General features: G+C 47.5%; 21 protein-coding genes and 1 other RNA gene. All 22 read left to right on the forward strand.

Annotated features, from left to right (window positions below):
• Positions 1–190 precede the first annotated feature (190 nt).
• The 22 genes from ACTG1P_RS01350 (at position 191) to ACTG1P_RS01455 (ending at position 19,040) form a co-directional block, all read left to right on the forward strand.
• Entirely contained in the window at positions 191–1,348 is a 1,158-nt protein-coding gene (locus tag ACTG1P_RS01350) for an acyl-CoA dehydrogenase family protein (protein ID WP_440000252.1), read from the forward strand.
• Between the two features lie 140 nt (positions 1,349–1,488).
• Positions 1,489–2,271, forward strand: a complete 783-nt coding sequence (locus tag ACTG1P_RS01355) for an enoyl-CoA hydratase (protein ID WP_440000253.1) — start codon at positions 1,489–1,491, stop codon at positions 2,269–2,271.
• 18 nt (positions 2,272–2,289) lie between these two features.
• Complete coding sequence (locus tag ACTG1P_RS01360; protein ID WP_440000254.1) at positions 2,290–3,402, forward strand: enoyl-CoA hydratase/isomerase family protein; 1,113 nt, start codon at positions 2,290–2,292, stop codon at positions 3,400–3,402.
• Positions 3,403–3,452: 50 nt separating this feature from the next.
• Positions 3,453–4,355 (forward strand): 3-hydroxyisobutyrate dehydrogenase, encoded by a 903-nt coding sequence (gene mmsB / locus ACTG1P_RS01365; protein ID WP_440000255.1) that lies wholly within the window; start codon positions 3,453–3,455, stop codon positions 4,353–4,355.
• 52 nt (positions 4,356–4,407) lie between these two features.
• Positions 4,408–5,187, forward strand: a complete 780-nt coding sequence (locus ACTG1P_RS01370; RefSeq protein ID WP_440000256.1) for an SDR family oxidoreductase — start codon at positions 4,408–4,410, stop codon at positions 5,185–5,187.
• Positions 5,188–5,545: 358 nt separating this feature from the next.
• On the forward strand, positions 5,546–6,982 hold the full coding sequence (gene arcD, locus ACTG1P_RS01375; protein WP_440000257.1) for an arginine-ornithine antiporter: 1,437 nt from the start codon (positions 5,546–5,548) through the stop codon (positions 6,980–6,982).
• Between the two features lie 106 nt (positions 6,983–7,088).
• The gene (locus ACTG1P_RS01380; RefSeq protein WP_440000258.1) at positions 7,089–7,877 is read left to right on the forward strand and encodes a sulfite exporter TauE/SafE family protein; all 789 of its coding nucleotides are present in this window, start codon (positions 7,089–7,091) and stop codon (positions 7,875–7,877) included.
• A 102-nt stretch (positions 7,878–7,979) separates the two neighbouring features.
• An RNA gene (gene ffs, locus ACTG1P_RS01385) (signal recognition particle sRNA small type) lies at positions 7,980–8,076 on the forward strand.
• Positions 8,077–8,189: 113 nt separating this feature from the next.
• Entirely contained in the window at positions 8,190–9,407 is a 1,218-nt protein-coding gene (locus tag ACTG1P_RS01390; protein ID WP_440000259.1) for a tyrosine-type recombinase/integrase, read from the forward strand.
• A 314-nt stretch (positions 9,408–9,721) separates the two neighbouring features.
• Positions 9,722–10,024 (forward strand): hypothetical protein, encoded by a 303-nt coding sequence (locus ACTG1P_RS01395; protein WP_440000260.1) that lies wholly within the window; start codon positions 9,722–9,724, stop codon positions 10,022–10,024.
• Positions 10,011–10,940, forward strand: coding sequence for a hypothetical protein (locus ACTG1P_RS01400; RefSeq protein ID WP_124929606.1), 930 nt, complete (start codon positions 10,011–10,013; stop codon positions 10,938–10,940). The genes ACTG1P_RS01395 and ACTG1P_RS01400 overlap by 14 nt, the downstream gene beginning before the upstream one ends.
• 740 nt (positions 10,941–11,680) lie before the next feature.
• Positions 11,681–11,881, forward strand: coding sequence for a hypothetical protein (locus tag ACTG1P_RS01405; RefSeq protein ID WP_440000261.1), 201 nt, complete (start codon positions 11,681–11,683; stop codon positions 11,879–11,881).
• A gap of 145 nt (positions 11,882–12,026) precedes the next feature.
• Positions 12,027–12,647, forward strand: a complete 621-nt coding sequence (locus tag ACTG1P_RS01410; RefSeq protein ID WP_440000262.1) for a helix-turn-helix domain-containing protein — start codon at positions 12,027–12,029, stop codon at positions 12,645–12,647.
• Positions 12,648–12,808: 161 nt separating this feature from the next.
• A complete protein-coding gene (locus ACTG1P_RS01415) occupies positions 12,809–13,051 on the forward strand; it encodes a hypothetical protein (protein ID WP_440000263.1) in 243 nt (80 codons plus the stop codon).
• Between the two features lie 16 nt (positions 13,052–13,067).
• A complete protein-coding gene (locus ACTG1P_RS01420; RefSeq protein ID WP_440000264.1) occupies positions 13,068–13,679 on the forward strand; it encodes a hypothetical protein in 612 nt (203 codons plus the stop codon).
• Positions 13,680–13,701: 22 nt separating this feature from the next.
• Positions 13,702–14,178, forward strand: a complete 477-nt coding sequence (locus ACTG1P_RS01425; RefSeq protein WP_440000265.1) for a hypothetical protein — start codon at positions 13,702–13,704, stop codon at positions 14,176–14,178.
• A 160-nt stretch (positions 14,179–14,338) separates the two neighbouring features.
• Complete coding sequence (locus ACTG1P_RS01430) at positions 14,339–14,716, forward strand: hypothetical protein (protein WP_440000266.1); 378 nt, start codon at positions 14,339–14,341, stop codon at positions 14,714–14,716.
• Between the two features lie 34 nt (positions 14,717–14,750).
• Positions 14,751–16,532 (forward strand): hypothetical protein, encoded by a 1,782-nt coding sequence (locus tag ACTG1P_RS01435; protein ID WP_440000267.1) that lies wholly within the window; start codon positions 14,751–14,753, stop codon positions 16,530–16,532.
• A 350-nt stretch (positions 16,533–16,882) separates the two neighbouring features.
• Complete coding sequence (locus ACTG1P_RS01440; protein WP_440000268.1) at positions 16,883–17,188, forward strand: hypothetical protein; 306 nt, start codon at positions 16,883–16,885, stop codon at positions 17,186–17,188.
• The gene (locus ACTG1P_RS01445; RefSeq protein ID WP_440000269.1) at positions 17,185–17,517 is read left to right on the forward strand and encodes a hypothetical protein; all 333 of its coding nucleotides are present in this window, start codon (positions 17,185–17,187) and stop codon (positions 17,515–17,517) included. The genes ACTG1P_RS01440 and ACTG1P_RS01445 overlap by 4 nt, the downstream gene beginning before the upstream one ends.
• 57 nt (positions 17,518–17,574) lie before the next feature.
• Positions 17,575–18,594, forward strand: coding sequence for a major capsid protein (locus ACTG1P_RS01450; RefSeq protein ID WP_440000270.1), 1,020 nt, complete (start codon positions 17,575–17,577; stop codon positions 18,592–18,594).
• Between the two features lie 281 nt (positions 18,595–18,875).
• The gene (locus ACTG1P_RS01455) at positions 18,876–19,040 is read left to right on the forward strand and encodes a hypothetical protein (protein WP_440000271.1); all 165 of its coding nucleotides are present in this window, start codon (positions 18,876–18,878) and stop codon (positions 19,038–19,040) included.
• Positions 19,041–19,465: the final 425 nt, after the last annotated feature.

A 19,465-nucleotide genomic window follows, 5' to 3' on the forward strand; every position in this document is an offset into this window, starting at 1 on the left:
TACGTTAGCGTAAACGTAAATCAATTGTTAATCTGTTGTGTGTCGATAAAGCGGTGGTAGTGAAAGCGTCATCAGCTACCACGACAACAGCGCCATAGTGGCAGATCCGAATGACCAGTGTGTGGGCGCCGCGTTATAAAGCGCTAACTCAGGAAAATCAGCGCAGGGCAACAAGGGAGCGAACGACAAGATGGATTTTACCCTGACCGATGATCAACAGGCGTATGTGGAGGCGGCCGCCGCCTTTACCGATGAGGCGCTCAAACCCCATGCCGCGCGCTGGGACAAGGAGCATGAGTTTCCGCTCCCGACCATCAAGCAGGCGGCCGAGCTAGGTTTTTGTGGTCTCTATACCCCGGAGCAGTTTGGCGGATTGGGGTTGCCGCGCCTCGATGCAAGTCTCATCTTCGAGCGTCTCGCCATGGGTTGTACCTCGACTACTGCGTATCTGACCATCCACAACATGGTGAGCTGGATGCTGGGCAGCTGGCTGCCCACCGAGGTTGCCAAAGAGTGGGTTCCGAAACTGGCCAGCGGCGAATTGCTGGGCTCCTATTGCCTCACCGAGCCGGGAGCAGGCTCTGATGCGGCGGCACTCAAGACACGGGCGGTGCGCGAGGGTGACAGCTACCTCATTGAGGGGACCAAGGTCTTTATCTCGGGGGCAGGCAGCAGCGATGTGCTGGTGGTGATGGCCCGTACCGGTGGTGAAGGGGCGAAGGGGATCTCTGCCTTTATGGTACCGGCTAATGCCCCAGGCGTGAGCTATGGCAAGGCAGAAGAGAAGATGGGCTGGAACAGCCAGCCGACTCGGGAGGTTGTCTTTAATAGGGTTCGCATTCCTGCCTGCTATCGGTTGGGCGAAGAGGGGGAAGGGTTCAAGTTCGCCATGCAGGCCCTCGATGGTGGGCGCATCAATATTGCCACCTGCTCGGTAGGCACTGCCCAGCAGGCACTGGACGATGCGCTGGTCTATGTGCAGCAGCGCCAGCAATTTGGTCACCCGATCAGCGAATTCCAGAGCGTGCAGTTTCGCCTGGCCGATATGGCGACCGAGCTGGCTGCCGCCCGCCTGCTGGTGCGTCAGGCCGCCGACAAGCTGGATCGCGGGGCACCCGACAAGAGTGCCTGGTGTGCCATGGCCAAACGGTTTGCCACCGATGTGGGTTATCGAATCTGTGATGAGGCTCTGCAACTCTTTGGCGGCTATGGTTATATCCGCGAGTATCCGCTCGAGCGCTATCTGCGCGATACACGGGTACACCGCATTCTGGAGGGCACCAACGAGGTGATGCGACTTATCATCGCGCGCCGCATGCTGGCCGATCCCGGTTTGTCGCTGGGCTAACCGGTGGTCGCATCAAGGGTGTGTTGCCTGCCACCCGATTTGCACCATGCCATATCGGTTTTGGCTTTGTGAGCCAGCCACAGGTTGGCGTCATTCAAGCCTGTCGTCATGACGGCAGCTTCATCGACAAGGACAATGTTATGACAAGGATCAGACTCGAATATCATGGCCACGTGGCCTATATCACCCTCGACCATCCCCCTGCCAACACCTGGACCCTCGCCAGCCTGCAGGCCTTTTTGCAGATGATGGTGGAGCTCGACAGTCGTCCCGATGTGGTGGCTCTGGTGATCCGCGGCTCAGGCGACAAATTTTTCTGCGCCGGAGCCGACCTCAATATGTTTGTCGAGGGGAATGTCGAGCAGGCCCGCGAAGTGGCCGAGGCCTTTGGCAAGGCCTTCGAGGCGCTGGCCCGCTTTCACGGCGTCAGTATCGCCGCCATCAATGGTTATGCCATGGGCGGTGGCCTGGAAGTGGCGCTGGCCTGTGATATCCGCATCGCCGAGCAGCAGGCGTTGCTGGGACTGCCGGAAGCCTCGGTGGGCTTGCTTCCCTGTGCCGGTGGCACCCAGCGTCTGACCGAGCTGGTAGGGCCGGGCTGGGCCAAGCGGATGATCCTCTGCGGTGAGAAGGTGAGTGCCTCGCTGGCTTACGAGATGGGGCTGGTGGAGGAGGTGGTGAAAACCGGTCAGGCGTGGGAGGCCGCGCACCAGATGGCCCATCTGGTGGAGCGCCAGAGCCCGAGCGCCCTGCGCGCCTGCAAAACCCTGATCAATCAGGGCCGCAGTGGCCCGCGGGATGCCGCCTTGCCCCTTGAGCGGTCGCTGTTTCTCGAGCTCTTTAGCGATGCCAACCAGCGTGAAGGGGTGGCTGCCTTCCTGGAGAAACGCTTACCGCGCTGGCAATATGGCCCAACAGAATAAATCCATACGGAGCCGTTTATGAGTGAGCCGGTTAAGGTTAGTTGTTATCCCACCGAAGATGGCCATCAGGTCGGGGTGTTGACCCTCGACAGCCCTGCGTCTCTCAACGCATTGAGCCTGCCGATGATCCAGATCCTGCAACAGACGCTGACCCGTTGGGAGCAGGATCCCGCCATCGTCTGTGTGCTGTTGCAGGGGGCGGGTGAGAAGGCGTTCTGTGCCGGTGGCGATATCCGCTCCTTCTATTACCGCAAACAGGAGGCAAGCGGATCGGAACTGTTCGAATATGCCCGCGACTTTTTCGAGCAGGAGTACCGGCTCGACCACCACATCCACTCTTATCGCAAGCCCCTGATCTGCGTGGCGGACGGTATCTGCATGGGGGGCGGCATTGGCCTGTTTGCCGGAGCCGATTTTCGGGTGGTGACCGAAAAGAGCCTGTTTGCCATGCCGGAGGTAACCATAGGACTCTACCCCGACGTGGGGGCGAGCTGGTTTTTAAGCCGAATGCCGGGGCGGCTGGGGCTCTGGCTCGGTCTGACTGGCGCCCGCTTCAACGGGAGTGATGCCATTGGTCTTGGGCTGGCGGATCACGCCATCGCCAGTGGCGAGCGCAGTGCGCTGTTGTCACGCCTCGCCGTACTCGACTGGGCTGCTAGTGGTGATCCCCGTGAGCAGATCGATCAGTTGTTCAGGGGGTTGCACCGTGAGGTGGTGGCCCGCTTGCCAGCGCCAGTATTGCGGCCCCATCAACAGAGGATCGATGCCCTGTTGGCGGGACGCACGTTGCAAGGGGTATTGGCGCGGTTGTTCGAAGCTCAGTTTGATGAACAGGAGGTGGTACTCCGGCAGGCGCAGCAGCTCTGCCGATCCGGCAGCCCCATCAGCCGCGCCATTTTGTGGCGTCAATATTGGCAGGCTCGCCGCTACTCCCTGGCCGAGGTATTTGCCGAGGAGCTGACCCTCTCGGTCAACTGCGTGCTGAAGGGGGATTTTGTGGAAGGGGTACGGGCACTACTGATCGACAAGGATAAAGATCCCCGCTGGCAGCAGTTGCCACTGGAGGGGGAGTGGCTGGATGAGTTCTATCGCTGGCCGCAGGGGCGCAATCCGTTGGGCTGCAAGGAATAACAGGTTGGCAACCGGCGGACGCCGCCATCAGCAACGCAAGGAGCAAGCGGATGACAAGGATAGGGTTTATCGGGCTCGGCAACATGGGGGGGCCCATGGCGGCCAATCTGGCCAGTGCCGGGCACACGGTGCAGGTGTTTGATCTGGTTGCCCAAAACATTGAGCGCGCCATCGCCGCTGGCTGCATAGCCGCGGGGGATGCCCGTGAGGCGGTGACCGGCTGCGAGGTGGTGATCAGCATGCTACCCGCGGGGGAACATGTGCGCGATCTTTGGTTGTCTGAGGGGCAGGATCTGCTGGCTGCCCTGCCGGTTGGTGCACTGGTGATCGACTGCTCCACCATAGATGTCGACTCTGCCCGTCAGGTCGGGAAGGCGGCCCGCGCGCGTGGTTTGCGCTTTATCGATGCCCCTGTCTCGGGTGGTGTCGCCGGTGCGGCCGCCGGGACGCTCACCTTTATCGTTGGCGGCGACGCGGCAGATTTCGAGGCGGCAAAGCCCCTGCTCGCCTGCATGGGGCAGAACCTGTTTCACGCCGGGACGCTGGGCGCCGGGCAGATCGCCAAGATGTGCAATAACATGCTGCTTGCGATCCATATGGCGGGCACTGCCGAAGCGCTGGCCCTCGGGGTGAAGGAGGGACTGGATCCCGCCGTACTCTCCACCATCATGGGCAAGAGCTCCGGCAACAACTGGAGTCTGGAGCGCTACAACCCCTGGCCCGGGGTGATGGAGAATGTCCCAGCCGCCCGCAACTATCAGGGGGGCTTTATGACCCGTTTGATGGTGAAAGATTTGGGATTGGCCATGGCGCTGGCCGAGCATGGCCACAGCGCTGTGCCCATGGGGGCGCTGGCCCGCAACCTGTTCAACCTGCATGCCGCTCAGGGGCAGGGGAGCCGCGATTTCTCCAGCATCGTCGAACTCTATCTGGATAAACAGGATCCCGCCTGACGGGCCACCTCTCTTCAAGGCATCTCTCTTCGACCAGCTACAAGGAGCATGGATGGATATCAAAGATAAGGTCATCGTTATCACTGGTGCTGGACGTGGCTTGGGACGGGCCATTACGCTGGCCCTGGGCGCACAGGGGGCGACGCTGGCACTACTCGACATCAATCGCGCCGATCTGGAGGCGACCGCCGCCATGGTTCACAGTCAGAATGGTCAGTGCGATCAAGATAGCCAGTGCGAGCTGTTTGTCTGCAGTGTGGCGAGCGAAGCCGAGGTCGAGGCCGTGTTTGCTGCTATCAAGGAGCGTTTTGGCGTGCTGCACGGTCTTATCAACTGCGCCGGCATTCTGCGCGATGGCATGCTGATCAAGGTGAAAGAGGGGGAAGTTGTAGAGAAGATGAGCCTGGCCCAGTGGCAGAGCGTCATCGACGTCAACCTCACCGGCACCTTCCTGTGCGGGCGCGAGGGGGCCGCACTGATGGCCACCGGCGGGGAGGGGGGGGTCATCATCAATATCTCCTCCATTGCCCGAGCCGGCAATATCGGCCAGAGCAACTATGCCGCCAGCAAGGCAGGTGTGGCTTCGCTGGTAGTGACCTGGGGGCGGGAGCTTGCCCGCCACGGTATCCGGGTGATGGGGATCGCCCCCGGGGTGTTCGCCACCGATATGACGGCCGCGATGAAGCCGGAGGCGATGACCCGAATGCAGCAGGCTATCCCGGTCGGCAAACTGGGTGAAGCGCAGCAGCTGGCCGAGACGGTGAGCTTTATTTTTGCCAACGACTACCTGTCGGGGCGGATGATTGAACTGGATGGCGGTTTGCGTTTATAGGGATTTACATAATGGGCCCCGGTGTTTCCACCGGGGCTTTTTTATGCAGATTATTTATACAGAGAGCGCCTGAATGGCGATGCATAGGAACCATGCGAGTCAGGTTGTGTTGGCGGAAAAATGAGAAATATCAATGGGTCTTGGTTAATTTGAGCCAGCTCACAGGCCATATGGGCCAGTGCTGTAAAATTGCGCGCGGTCAAGGCGGTGCATGATTGACGGGACGAGGGATTGCGGTCGGAATAGTCATGCAATATAGTTGCCGCCTTTTTCACGGGGTCAGGATTCCCAGCCCCTCCCATATTGCGTGCAGTATGAATACGGACGCTCTGCCGCCGCCTAAATAAACAGGATTGAAATGGACAAGAAACTAGGGCTGGGCGCCCTCATTTCGCTGGTGATCGGCTCCATGGTCGGCGCCGGGGTCTTCAGTCTGCCACAAAACATTGCTGCGCATGCCAGTGCCGGGGCGGTCGCCCTGGGTTGGGCCATCACCGGTCTTGGCATGATCTGTCTCGCGCTGGTCTATCAGAACCTCTCCATGCGCCGCCCTGATCTCGATGGCGGTATCTTCAGCTATGCCAAAGCCGGCTTCGGCGATTTTATCGGTTTCAACGCCGCCTGGGGTTACTGGCTCTGCCAACTGCTTGCCAACGTCTCCTACGCCATCGTGGTGTTCAGCGCTCTGAGCTACTTCTTCGATACGCCGGACAACGTCATCTTCGGTGACGGCAATACGCCGGTCGCCATCACGCTGGCCTCCATCCTGATCTGGTCGGTGCATGCGCTGGTGCTGTGCGGGGTTCAGGTTGCGGCGCTGGTGAATATCGTCACTACGATTGCCAAGATGGTGCCGCTCATCGTCTTCTGTGTCGCGATCCTGCTGGCCTTCAACATGGATACCTTCACTCTGGATATCTGGGGCCAGAACAACATGGAGCTGGGCTCCGTGATGGATCAGGTCAAGTCCACCATGAAGGTGACCCTCTGGGTCTTTATCGGGATTGAAGGGGCCGTGGTGGTCTCTGCCCGTGCCCGTCATCGCAAGGATGTGGGCCGTGCTACCGTGCTGGCGCTGCTCGGTGCCCTGACGCTTTACGTGATGGTGACCCTCTTCTCGCTGGGTGTCATGAGCCAGCCCCAACTGGCGGCGCTCAAGAACCCTTCGACAGCAATGATCCTCGAAGCCGTGGTCGGCCCCTGGGGCGCCTGGCTTATCAACATCGGTCTGGTGGTGTCGGTGATGGGGGCTCTGCTCAGCTGGACCGTGCTGGCCGCTGAAGTGCCCTACATCGCAGGCAAGACCGGCGTGTTCCCGGGCTGGTTTGCCAAGGAGAACAAGAACGGCTCGCCGCAGGTGTCGCTCTGGTGCTCCACCTGTCTGGTGCAGATCTTCCTGATCATCATCTACTTCCAGAGCAGTACCTATCTGGCGCTGGTCAACATCGCTACCTCGGCGGCGCTGGTGCCTTACGTCTTTTCGGGCGCTTATGGCCTGAAGCTGGCATTGAAAGGGGAGACCTATCAGGGTCAACCTCACCAGCGCAAGCGTGACCTGCTGTTGGCTCTGGTGGCGACCGTTTACGGCTGCTGGCTGGTCTATGCTGCCGGTGTGGAGTACCTGTTGCTGGTGGCGCTGCTTTACAGCCCGGGCATCTTCATCTACTGGAAGGCGCGTCAGCATCACGGTCTGCGTGGCCTTAACCGGCTGGAGCAGGGGATGACGGCGGCCCTGCTTGGCTGTGCCGTGCTGGCCTTCTACAAGGTGATGGACGGTACCATTCCACTGCACTAACCGGCACAATGAAGAGATGGCCCTCGCGCCATCTCTTTTTTTTCATGCTGATATTGATCTGTTATCTGGCCGGTGTGGCCATTTTCCGTTTACGACAGGAATTTTTATGCTGTTTATGGGTTACCTCCTGCTGGGGGCATTCGCCGGGATGCTGGCGGGACTGTTCGGGATCGGCGGCGGTCTTATCATTGTCCCCGTGCTGGTCATGACCTTTCGCGCCCAGGGCATCGACTCTGAAATCATTACCCATCTTGCCCTCGGCACCTCGTTGCCCACCATGATCTTTACCGGATTCAGCTCGCTGCGGGCCCACCGGGAGGCGGGCGCCGTCGACTGGGTGATGGTCCGCCGACTCGGCGCCGGCATGCTGATCGGCGGTTGGCTTGGCGGCATGACCGCCAATCTGCTCAGTACCAGCACCCTCAATATCATCATCGGTTGTTTCGCCTGGACCATGGCGCTACAGATGGGGCTCAACCTTAAACCAAAAGCGGAACGCCATATGCCGGGGCCGCTCGGCACAGGCATCGCCGGTACCATCATTGGCTGGATGTCAGCGCTGTTTGGTATTGGCGGTGGCTCGCTCACCGTCCCTTATCTGAGCTGGAACTCGGTGCCGATGCGCAATGCGGTAGCGGCTTCTGCAGCATGCAGCATGCCCATCGCGCTGGCGGGGAGCCTCAGCTACCTCTATGCGGGTTGGGGTCATGCCGATCTGCCCGAGTGGAGTGTGGGCTACATCTATCTGCCCGCCCTGCTGGGCATTGTGCTGACCAGTACCCAGTTCGCCCGCCTTGGTGCCAAGCTGGCACACCGCCTGTCACCAAGACGCCTCAAGCAGGCCTTTGCCCTGCTGATGCTGCTGGTAGGGGCGAAATTTATGCTGTTTAGCTGATTCATTCGGCAGATTGTTGAAAAATAAGGCAAACGATCTGTTGGAGGGTAGAAAGCCGTTGCATTGAACGCCCAGTTTGCCTATTCTCCTCGCCGGTGGTCCTATTGGTCCTCTCGCATTGATAACCCGTCGACCTGGTCAGGACCGGAAGGTAGCAGCCAAGGCGGGGGACTCGAGTGCCGGGATGTGGCTGGTAGGGCCACCACTTGTTTCTGCAATTCCCGTTTAAGATCAGTAACTTAGCTTGTTGAAGACAAGCTGTTTGTGTATCACTGTCACACAAACTGGCACACAATCCTCATAGGGGGTGCCATGTACTTACTGAATAGAAACGGCATTTACTACTACCAACGAGTGACCATGTGTAATGGTCGTCGTCAGACCTTCCGTAAATCCCTCAAAACAAGAGACAAGGCACAAGCCCAGCTCTTGGCTCTTCAAATTCACTTCAATCATTCCAGCCCTGATGTGCAGCAAGCTGTATGCATCTCTGATGCTGCTTGCCGTGATGTCATGTCTAAACCCGTTGGGTTTGAAGCTGAAGCATCAACGACACAACATCCCCCGCTAAACGGGCACGTTCACATCCCTGCTTGCACCGGCAGTCCCTCTGGGATCGAGTCCCCCGTTGTACCTTCCGAACACACATCACCAGACCAAGAAGAAAAGCTTTCCGGTCACGTAAAGTCATACATTGCAGAAAAGCAATTGTCATGGGCTCCTAAAGAGACCAAGAACCAACAAAACTACATCAACACCTTTATTGAAAACGTTGGTGATAAGTGTCTGTCTGAGTACACAAAGGCGGATGCGGTGGCGTTCAAAACTTGGCTGTTGGGTTCTGGCAAGTCTCCGACCACAATCAATAAATACATTCAAAAACTGAGTTTGTTGTTTAGTTGGCTTGCTGATCATACCGAACAAACAACAGACATCTTTAAGGGGTTGAAGCTGAAGAGGGTCAAAGAGGTCAACGTTAGATCCGGTTACACAGATCCAGAGCTTAAACAGTTCGATGTATGGGCCAAGGAGCAAGAGCCGTGGCGCATGTTCATCGCCATGATAGGGCGATACCACGGATTGCGGTCTAATGAAGCCTGTCAGCTCTACAGCGACGATATAGAGCAAGTTAATGGTGTCTGGTGCTTCAACATCCGAGCCACACGGAAAGATCAGAGCCTCAAGACAGAAGCAAGCCAACGGCTTGTCCCAATCCATAGCAAATTGTTGGCTGTTGGGTTCCTGGACTTTGTAGCAAGTAGGAAAGGGGGTAGGGTGTTCAAAGAGCTACCCTATCGGAACAACTGCTATAGCCATCTGTTTGGGCAATGGTTCAGCCGTAACAGGCCAGTTGATAAAGACTTCCACAGTCTACGGCACACAGTAGCCAGCAAGCTAAAAGCTGCGGGCATCCCTTTGCAGTATGCGGCTGCTATTCTCGGGCACACAAACAAAGCGATCAGCTATGACCGATACGGCGGTGATGTTCCATTAGACAAGCTCAAAGACGCGTTGGAGATTGCACTATGAACACAAAAATACTTTTAATGTTATCTCTTACGATATCTTCATTTGTCTATGGTGCAGCCTATGACACATATCGCCTTGAGTCACAGGAGATAAAGGGCAAGAATCGTATTTGCTATTATGAAAATGTAAGAGGCGAGGGGCATACCATCACACAACCCAAAGCTAAACAGTGTAAACAACATATAAAATTGAATTGAATATCAACTTGTGATGTAAGTCATTGACACACAACATATTAATATATAGCCTTTTGGAGTCCTTCGGGGCTCCATTGTTTAATGTTGATCAATGGAATACAACATAAGAGGTAATTAATGTACGAAAATACAGAAACAGTTCTATCTGATATAAAAAAGCATTTAGAGTTAAAGTTTAGTACTGGCGATTTAAATTTAAACAATGAATTTAGATTTTCTAATTTATACAATGATAATTTTCATTTCGTTATAGATGCATGCTTTATACAATGTCGAACCGAACATGACTTCTTAGTCCCTATTGAAAATAGGATTGATGACGCTATAGGTGAAGTTTGTATTAAAGCTGGTAAGAAATATAAGTTCACTATAGAAAACGGCAAAGAGACATTGCCAGATTATACAGTTGTTGAAGTCTAGTTTTATCATTAATATTTGGCGACCACAATGGTCGCCTTTTGCTTTTAAATTTATGGGGGATGAAATGGCGGGAAGTGATAAGAAAAGTATGAAAGCAATTTACTTCGTCGGAGGAGTGATATTGCTGTCAATGTATCTATCTCGTGGAAATGAACCTACTAGCAATGTTACCCAACATAACGAATCACCAATCTACCTATCTGAAGGGGATTACAATGGCATATGTATCGGTGTTGTAAGCGCAGAAAAAGGCATAGCTCCTAGCGATTTATTTTTTCAAAAATTTTATCTTCCTTCCACTCCAACAGTTCAAGTGTCAAATGGAAAGAAGATGTATGAATGCCAATTTCCTGATACCTTTGTTAATATTAGAGTCTCAGATGATCAAGGGAAAACATTCTCTGAGCTGAGTTCACAGAATAAATATAGGTATAAAGGAGATGGGATAGAACAATCAGGCTATTTCATAATACAAAACGCCAAAGGTGGTGAAGAAGTATCAAAATTTAACAAGATAACTAGTGCTAATATAGATGTCGGAGCAAAGCTGATAAGCAATGCAGAGCTAAATAAAGTCTGCCAACAAGCAATTGCCATTGAATTTGGCAAAAAACCTAACTTGATTAATGTTAAAGAGCCGCTTGTTGTTGGTGGTGATACCATTAAGGTTGGTTATGTAAGACCACAAGATAAGACAGTATGGAACTATGAATGCAAAGTTAATATGAATGAGAATGGAATCGTTTGGAGAATGCTGCCTGGGTCAAATATCGATTACATAGGCAGATGGCGTGATGGTTCAAAGGGCTTTGAAGGTGAAGACTCTACTATTAATTTCAATGTATTAAAGAGTGATATTAAAGTTGCAGTGAAATATAGTGATGGGAGCGGAAGCACTGGAAACATAAAGAGATAATCCAAAATAGTAACGCACCCGTGTGCGAGACTAGGTGACGCAGATATATGCGTAGGTAGTGACGCACACGGGTGCGTAGGGGTCACGCAGATATGTGCGTCGTAAAAGAAGAGATATAATAAAAGACTAAAAGAAAAGATATTAAAATAATATATGGGCTCGTCCTGTCTGTTGTCGCTTATGCTCCAACCTCCAATGTCGCCAACCGCTTCGCTTGTGGTCGCCCTAAACACAGTCATGGAATGATAATGTAATGATTGTGTTATCTATTATTCTTTATTTAATTAGATAAGACAAATAACCACTAACAATACATTCGTTAACACTCATTCCTTGTTGTGGTTCATAAGAATAGACAACACAAATATTATGTTCGTGTGCCACTCACTCCATACTTGTGTTTAAGGAACACATGGAATGATAATGTAATGGGTTTCTTGATTTCTTATAATATATAGAATAACAGTTAACAAACTCAATGCGCTAACGCTCCATGAGTCTGTTACTCACTAGTAAAAACATAAATTATATGTTGTGTGATCACAAATATATATACATGTCAAATTTATTTTTTAAAAGTATTGAATTTTTAGGAATAAATGATAAACTAGATATTATGAAGTGAGAAATTAAAGAAGTAATTACCTTTCCTTCATACCCACATCAATATTAATTGGCCTCCTGTTTCCTAATACAACAGGTTTGGCCTTTTTGCGTTTAAATTTTATAAGAGGATATCGATGGCATATTGGAATGTCGCAGAGGCTGTTGCAGAGTACATTGAGAAATATCAAGATTTAAAAATCGCAATTCAGCGAGCACAAACCCTAAAGCTAAGCTCACGAACAAGGAAACGTTCAGACTTTTGGTTGGCTGTTGAGCTTGCATTGAAAGAACTGAAGCCTACCAAGCAACTTAAAACACGATACAAAGAGGAATAAATAATGCAGCTTAATATCCCGCGTGACCTGTTGCGATATGTTATGGCAGAAAGCCAGAAACAGCGAGTAAGCGCACAGACAGTAATAATCCGAATGATCGACCAACATAAAAAATCCAATGATACTAATGATAATGAGGAACTAAATGAATCAGAAGAAAAACGAATCTAGCTTTTTCCGTGCATTCGATGAAATTTATAAAATCAAAAAAATCAAAGGCTATACCTTCAATCTAAACCACAAATCTGTTTATTGCTTCCTTCTTAATTATCAGATGATGAGTGGTAAGGTTTTTCCGTCCTATAAGCATATCCAAGATAATTTGGGGATCGGCAGCGATAACACTGTCAAAAAGTATCTTGATGAGCTTGAGGAGATGGGGCTGGTAAAGACTACCTCCCGTAAAGGAACCTCGAAGATCTATGAGCTTGTAACACTGGAAGGATTCAATGCATTAGATACAGAAGAACAGCAGACAAGAAAGCAGCCGAACAAGAATCTACATATTAAATCTGTTGTAAAGCCAGTAGGGCAACCCGAACCTAAAGAGCCTGAACCAGTAAGTAAACAAGACGACTTGCCTGACCCATTCCTTGATGATTGTGTTATATCCCATGATGATATGTTCGAGGAATTTATCCAATCTAACCCCACAAAACATTCACACCATCATGAACCAGGAAGATTGTGTGATAAGTGTTTCAGGGATAGAAATGGTGAATGGGATTGTAGTGATGACTCTTGTCAAAATTGCATTCCTTTCTGAGGCCTACATGAACAGTAACAATAAACAATTACAGATGTTTCGTGTATGGCTAAAGTTGCAACTTCTAATTTTAAAAATGGATGCATTATGAGACGTAGAAATAAATTATGGTACTTCTTGAACAACAGAAATAAACAACAATAACTAAACTGGAGAATAATATGAAAATTGAAGAATATCTGAAACAACTGGGCCTGCAAGTTTGTAAAGCGCTTAATGAAAGTGATGAGGATGTGCGAGCAGAGCACAAATATAACCTCCTTGAACAAATTGAGTGTCTGGTAGAAATTAGCAAGTCTCGGGACCATATGATCCTAACCACCGCCGCAATGATTGATAATGCTAATAAGGGCGACGCAGCAGAATACACAGATACAATGCGTCAGATGGTGTTTGATAACTAAAATAATAGAGGTCTTGGTGGCTGCAAATTTTATAGATTTACAATTAGATAAGAGCACAGGGGATTTACTCTTTAAAGATGGCGATCTTGTTCTGATAGATACAAACAGAGATTCTCTCTGGCAGAGACTTAGCTTAAATTTTAGCATCTGGCTTGGTGAGTGGCAGTTCAATTTAGATTACGGTTTCCCATATCAACAATATCTTGGAAAGAAAACACCTAAACAGGTTGTAGATGCTGCAATCAGGGCATCAGTTTTCAAAGAATCAGATGTGTTAAGAATTGAAGGGTTTACTTCATCATTCAATAAAAACACAAGATCATACGAAGCATATTTTCAAGTCATAACAACAGAGTTAGAAAGCATCAATATTGCATTCGTCGGCACAGAGTACAACTATCCAGCCCCAGAAGATACTAAACAAAACTTGTGCCCAAGCTTAGGGCTTGTTGAGTATGGTTCTAAGCTGTACCAACTTATCAATTTCAGATTACCATTTACAAAAGATGCTACATGGATCAATGAGTGGCAAGGGTTATATAAAGATTTTATAAAAATTAGTTGGAACTCTGTTTTACAATGGGGACAACAAGGGATTACTTGGGGCGGAGAAATTGAACGCCTATAAATATTAAATAATAAGAGGAATAGTGAAACTAAACATAACGGTCGAAAAATTTAAGAGTTTGAATACTGATGATAAGTTAAAGATTTTTGAATCACGCGAGAAAAGAAAGTTGAGCAGAGCAAGAGGGTTAGTTTATGGTGTTGGTTATCTTGACGTTGACTTCTCTGTTGCTGTACGAATAGAAGGGAGGGCGTATTACCACCCAGCCTATTCAGCATGGCAAAACATGCTCAAGCGTTGTTATTACACTAAAAACACGGTGTCATACACCCCAGCTGTTGTCTGTGATGAATGGCTACGCTTCTCTAACTTTTTGGCTTGGTGGAAAGCACACTATATTGAAGGGTGTGAATTAGACAAAGACCAAGAATGTATGATGCGTGGTCTCAAAGTCTCTATCTATTCCCCCGAAACTTGCCGCTACATTCCTAAATGGCTAAACCTGATTTTTAGACGAAAGTCAGATGGTTCATTGAGGGAAATTAGGCAAGCTGCCTAAATCTATAAAATAAAAAGCAATAAAACCACCTGTAAACGCTCTAAATTTCAATAGTTATGGGTTAGCCTAAGCTCACCCCTTGCCTAAACGTCTGAATTGAAAATAGGGCTGTTTTAGAGCGTTTTTAATAATCGTATTAGTTTATATACCAAGAGGGAAGATGCTTGCGAATAATGAAAAGAAGCAGTCAGTAATACTAACAAAATTGAAGGGTGAATGTCCTTGGCAGGTCTTTCAGATAGGCGATTTAGTGTTTGCCTACCGCGACGGAAGTCGTAAATACCTTGAAGGTAATGGAACAGAGAGATACGAACTCCCATTCCCTGAGTGGAAATTCTATTGTTTCCGTATTTTACGGGGCACCCGCTCCGAAGGTCTATTCTCGATTCTATCGTTACTTCACAAAACTACTAGAAATTATTGTAAAAGTTTAGGTGTGTTTGCCAACCTGTTGGATATTCCTGCTGAATACTATTCTCCAACTAAACCAACAAAAATTAAAAATCAAGAAGCCTACACGCATTTCATTCAATTTTAATTAAATAAATTATTAAAATAATAATAGAGGGATAATGTCCACATCAATTGAAGTCAGCAAGATTATTAATGAAGTCTCTTTCAGAATAAATAACAACGAATACAAACGCGCCACAGACCGGATCAAAAAAATTGCAGGGCTATTTAATAAGTCTACTAACCAATATGCTCAAAGCATGCAAGCTGGAAAGCGTATGGCCAATGTCCAAGCAAAATCAACAAAAGACCAAACTCGGGCAGAGCTAAAGGCTTATCGACAAAAACACCAAACACTCAAAGCTGATAATATTCGATACCGCGATCAAATTAAAAATAGTGAACAATTCCGCAAGTCATTGCAGCGGGCAAACAGTGATTATCTACTTGGTAATAAGAGCTTCAAGGAACGTAGTGCAATTATTGGTCAGCTAAATCGCCAGTATCGCCAACTTAACACACAATCAAGCAAGCTTGGGGTAAGAGGCATTGTGGGCCGTGTTGGCAGTTCTGTAGCGGGTTCTATGGCAACAGCTGCGGCATTGGGGGCTGGCGTTGTTGGTGCTGGGGGCTTTGCTACTCAGCAAGGGTTCAACAGCGTCAAATCTAAAGGTCAACAGTTCGAACAACTTGATATTATATTGAATAATGTTTTCAAAGAGCGTGCTGTTGAAATATCGAATCGGATTGCGGAATTTGCTTATAATAACGGTCGAGATATTTTGGATGTAGGTAATTCTCTTGTAGAATTTGCGGCTTTAATGAAACCCTTGGGAAATACTGTTGATGATAGTTTAACTATTTTCCAGAATTATCAGGATATGATTGCCACCTATGGATTAAATAAGGAACAATCTAAAGGCTTTATGACTCAGTGGTCACAGGCCCTTTCACAAAATACATTAGACTCATATCTTGAAGCAATGAGACAATGGAACCCACAACTTAAAGCAAATTTTGAAACGTGGATCAAAGATAAAAAGGGTATTAATGATTTCCTGGATAATATTACAGGCGGCAAAAAATACAACCTGAAAAAATTTATGGATGAATATCTAACTGCCAACTCAGGGCACTATGCACAAGGAGCCGCAGGTTATAAAAAGTCCAGTATGGCAAACGACTCAAGATCATCAAATAGTGTCTCAGTAGCACTATATCGGATCTTCGAGTCATCCGGTTTCCAGCAAGCCATGAAATCAGCATCAAACATCATTAGATATTGGGGCAATCTACTAGAAATGAATGCCGGTAAGTTAGGTGAAATTTTCGGCAACCTCTACGGCATCACAGAAGATTTGAGCAAACAGGGATTCGAGGAACTGTCTAAGTGGCTACAAGAATTAACAAAAGAAGATGTAAAACAGTATTTTGGAGATCTGAAAAATGGTGTCTCTGATTTTGTTGATGTCATGAAGCGCCTTGTATCATTCCTTGACAGTATTCTACCTGATTCTTTTAAACAACAGATTCAGTCATCCAAAGTTAAAGACAAAGATCGCTCGAATTATGATAGCACCCAATATGGTAGGGCATATATTGAAGAAGAACGTAGACTATTGAATAGTGGTATGGAGCCATCCGTTGCAGCACAACGAGCTGAAATCTTTGCTCAACAGGTTAGCCGGATTATTCAGCCACCGAAATTGAGTTTTACACCACAGAATGCCCCGAGTAACTATGTGATGCGAAGCTCCCAGAATGCACCACAAGCAATATCTAATCTAGCTGGTAAATTAGTTCTTGATGTAGAGGCGAATGTCAAACAACAAGGCTTCTCTGATTTTGTTGATTTGAGAATTAATGATAATAATCTTAAAATTTTGAATGTGTGGGAATAAATGAAAAACATTGACATTTTTATCAAAATATGGCTATGAGCTATTGAATAATTTAGGAAAATATGATAATATATTGTTATAGTTTGATGAATAAGTTTTCTTAGACCGTTGGCTTAGGAATCATATTATAACCTCCTTAGGGCTACTGCCAATCATCAGTGGCCCGATTTATTTATATGTTTTGTTAGTGCATCAGAATCTATAAATAAGCATTCTCCAGATGTTTAGATCACCTCTTTATGGTTTCATAATTTTAAAGGCGAAGGCTTAAAAACCTCGCCTTTTTGTTTATTCTTAAGCAACCAAATTTTGATAAAAGACAAATAAATATAAATATAACTTGGAGTAATATGGATAATCTTTTAGAGCTTGCTGAACAAGCAGTCAAAAACAAATTTAATGTTTCTGCACCAGTTGAAAAGAAAGCAGAAGCAGAAAAGAAAAGCCCGCACCTTGCGGTAACTTCAATCGATCAAGGGGGTGCAGCCAATGGCCGCAACACACCTCTATTGTTGAAGGCTACCGTCAATAATGAAGAGTTTGATTTGTTCTGTAAATCAATGACAAACGAAGAGACTCTTCTTGCTCTCTTTAATTTCATCAAGAATTCAGATGAAAAACTATTAAACACAATAATTAAAAAAGGTAAAAAATGAAAATCTCTCAAGAAGCGCGCAGCCGTCACGATGTTCTACAGTATGCTGTTGATGATGTTTGGAGTGTCCGAACTATTCCTTTCTCTTCTGGTATTCCAGCAGACCTAACCAGCGGTGATGCTATCGACCCAGCCACCATGGCTAAAGTCACTGGTACTTCAACCGCTTGTGTTGTTGTCGCAGACCCTGTAAAGGCTGGTTCCAAATATGTTGTGGTGTTCGACAAGCTGGTTAGCCTAATTAGCTCTCAAATCTCTGGTGCTAGTGCAGCAGGCACAACCAAGGCGGTTGAACTACTCGGCAACAATCAATTTATTCGACTTGTATAAATTATCTAATAATAATTAGAACAAACAAAAACAATAAATAATAAGAAAGGAAATAAAATGTCTGATGTAAATAACTATATCGTAAGTGATTTCTCTAAGATTTTTGAAGATCGACCAGTTCGTAACCGACTCCTACAAAGTCTTGGTATGTTTGGTTTTGAGGCGGTGGATGAATCGCGTGTAAATTTTGATTATCTGCTGAATAACAATCAAAGCACTGCTGATGCTGTTGCCCGTTATGGCTCTGAATTCCAAAGCACACCAAAATCAAAAGCATCTCTGCACCAATTTGAAATCCCACATTTCGCACTGCTCGACACCATCACCCCCGAAGATTGGCAGGGCAAGCGGGCACGTGGTGAAAACCGTCCTAAAATCGCAGAGGATTGTATTGCTGAATATCTCGTATCTCACTATGAGACGTTTGAGGATACCATCGAGAAATATTACGCCGATGCAATTTTCCGAGGGGTACAGAATGCAGCATATACCCAAGAACCGGTTATCGACCTGCAAGCTGAGTTTGGCCTGAACCAACAAACCCAGAATATTAACTGGTCATCTACTGCAACCGATGTTGATGCCGCGACTGATGATATTCAGATTAAAATCAAGACTGCTCTTGGTGAGAAAGTGCGCATGATGGATAAAGTTGTTTGTGTGTGCGGTAGTGGCTATTTCAAAGCAGTCAAAGCGAATGAGAAAGTTCGGGAAGCGTTTACTTTCGTCAAGCCATACGAGCCCCAAAACATCATCCATAATTTCTATGAGATTCTGCCAGGTGTTCAGTATTTTGATTATAATGGCATTCTGTTTATTATGACTACTGACCCACTGCATGGCATTGATTCTAATGATGCTTATTTCTTCCCGAAAATGAAAAAAGAATCGGGTGTATTCAAGCACTTTGGCGGCCCTGCTTCCCGTCATGGCGATATTGCAATGAAGGGCGGTGCACGTTATCACCAGTACCAACTTAAAGAGGCCAAGTGGGCTAATTACGATGTAGTTGGTGAGATGGGGATTATTGCTTGTAACCACCTGCCAAACATTGTTGTTAAGTCTACTAATGCTTAACAGTTAATAGTGCAGAGCACCGAGGCCACAGGGCCTCAATAGTTAGAAGTCATAGGGGTGTCTTTATATGACACCCTTTTAATTTTAACATTTAAAATATAGGCAGGAATGGATAATTTAGACCCTATCGGTTTCCTGTTGATAGCATGTGCCATTACCATCTTATTTGCTGCGGTGTTCACGTTAATGTGGTATACGAAAGTGTGGCCTGTAGCTTTAATTTATATGATGATAAAATTACTTATTGATTTCTGTAGTTGGTTATTTAAATAGGAGCCTATATGTACAGAGTTACAATCGAAGAATATGTAGACGGTAAAGGTTGGGAAACACGAACCAAAACCACAGATAAAAAATTATGGACACAGTATATTAATCTATCTGGATTATCTGAACTGCTGGGGCTGACTCGTGCCCAACTCCGTTACCGTGTCAACAAGCTATGAATATATAAAGGCATCAGTTAATATACTGATGCCTTTTATTTTATATAAATTAAAACAAATAAAATTGATTAAACACTATTAAATTGAATTAATTTAAATGTTTCCATCTGAATTCATATTGTTTGTTCTATACAAAATTAAATATCTAATTTACACCAAAACCCCGCTACAACCCCCGCCACATCAGCCTTGAGCCAATTATGGCTACAGCTATAAATATCAAATAGTATCATCAAACAACACCAATATATTCTAGATATTAAGTCCCAATACCCTCAAAAAAATATTTTAATTCAATTAAATATTCTCTATTTTATTGTCTCGTTATTTTTATCGTTAAGTCCCAGTTACGCACCTGATAATAATTCTCATTATGAGTTTAAAATATCTGAGGTTATTTATTCACTGATGCAGCACATGAAGGG

Origin of the sequence: Aeromonas sp. 11P (assembly GCF_051920165.1) — a bacterium.
GTDB lineage: Bacteria > Pseudomonadota > Gammaproteobacteria > Enterobacterales > Aeromonadaceae > Aeromonas > Aeromonas veronii.

Excerpts from the sequence above, each read along its gene's own strand:
- ACTG1P_RS01350 (WP_440000252.1), top strand. The coding sequence starts at position 191 with ATGGATTTTACCCTGACCGATGATCAACAGGCGTATGTGGAGGCGGCC.
- ACTG1P_RS01355 (WP_440000253.1), top strand. The coding sequence starts at position 1,489 with ATGACAAGGATCAGACTCGAATATCATGGCCACGTGGCCTATATCACC.
- ACTG1P_RS01360 (WP_440000254.1), top strand. The coding sequence starts at position 2,290 with ATGAGTGAGCCGGTTAAGGTTAGTTGTTATCCCACCGAAGATGGCCAT.
- mmsB (WP_440000255.1), top strand. The coding sequence starts at position 3,453 with ATGACAAGGATAGGGTTTATCGGGCTCGGCAACATGGGGGGGCCCATG.
- ACTG1P_RS01370 (WP_440000256.1), top strand. The coding sequence starts at position 4,408 with ATGGATATCAAAGATAAGGTCATCGTTATCACTGGTGCTGGACGTGGC.
- arcD (WP_440000257.1), top strand. The coding sequence starts at position 5,546 with ATGGACAAGAAACTAGGGCTGGGCGCCCTCATTTCGCTGGTGATCGGC.
- ACTG1P_RS01380 (WP_440000258.1), top strand. The coding sequence starts at position 7,089 with ATGCTGTTTATGGGTTACCTCCTGCTGGGGGCATTCGCCGGGATGCTG.
- ACTG1P_RS01390 (WP_440000259.1), top strand. The coding sequence starts at position 8,190 with ATGTACTTACTGAATAGAAACGGCATTTACTACTACCAACGAGTGACC.
- ACTG1P_RS01395 (WP_440000260.1), top strand. The coding sequence starts at position 9,722 with ATGTACGAAAATACAGAAACAGTTCTATCTGATATAAAAAAGCATTTA.
- ACTG1P_RS01405 (WP_440000261.1), top strand. The coding sequence starts at position 11,681 with ATGGCATATTGGAATGTCGCAGAGGCTGTTGCAGAGTACATTGAGAAA.
- ACTG1P_RS01410 (WP_440000262.1), top strand. The coding sequence starts at position 12,027 with ATGAATCAGAAGAAAAACGAATCTAGCTTTTTCCGTGCATTCGATGAA.
- ACTG1P_RS01415 (WP_440000263.1), top strand. The coding sequence starts at position 12,809 with ATGAAAATTGAAGAATATCTGAAACAACTGGGCCTGCAAGTTTGTAAA.
- ACTG1P_RS01430 (WP_440000266.1), top strand. The coding sequence starts at position 14,339 with ATGCTTGCGAATAATGAAAAGAAGCAGTCAGTAATACTAACAAAATTG.
- ACTG1P_RS01435 (WP_440000267.1), top strand. The coding sequence starts at position 14,751 with ATGTCCACATCAATTGAAGTCAGCAAGATTATTAATGAAGTCTCTTTC.
- ACTG1P_RS01440 (WP_440000268.1), top strand. The coding sequence starts at position 16,883 with ATGGATAATCTTTTAGAGCTTGCTGAACAAGCAGTCAAAAACAAATTT.
- ACTG1P_RS01445 (WP_440000269.1), top strand. The coding sequence starts at position 17,185 with ATGAAAATCTCTCAAGAAGCGCGCAGCCGTCACGATGTTCTACAGTAT.
- ACTG1P_RS01450 (WP_440000270.1), top strand. The coding sequence starts at position 17,575 with ATGTCTGATGTAAATAACTATATCGTAAGTGATTTCTCTAAGATTTTT.
- ACTG1P_RS01455 (WP_440000271.1), top strand. The coding sequence starts at position 18,876 with ATGTACAGAGTTACAATCGAAGAATATGTAGACGGTAAAGGTTGGGAA.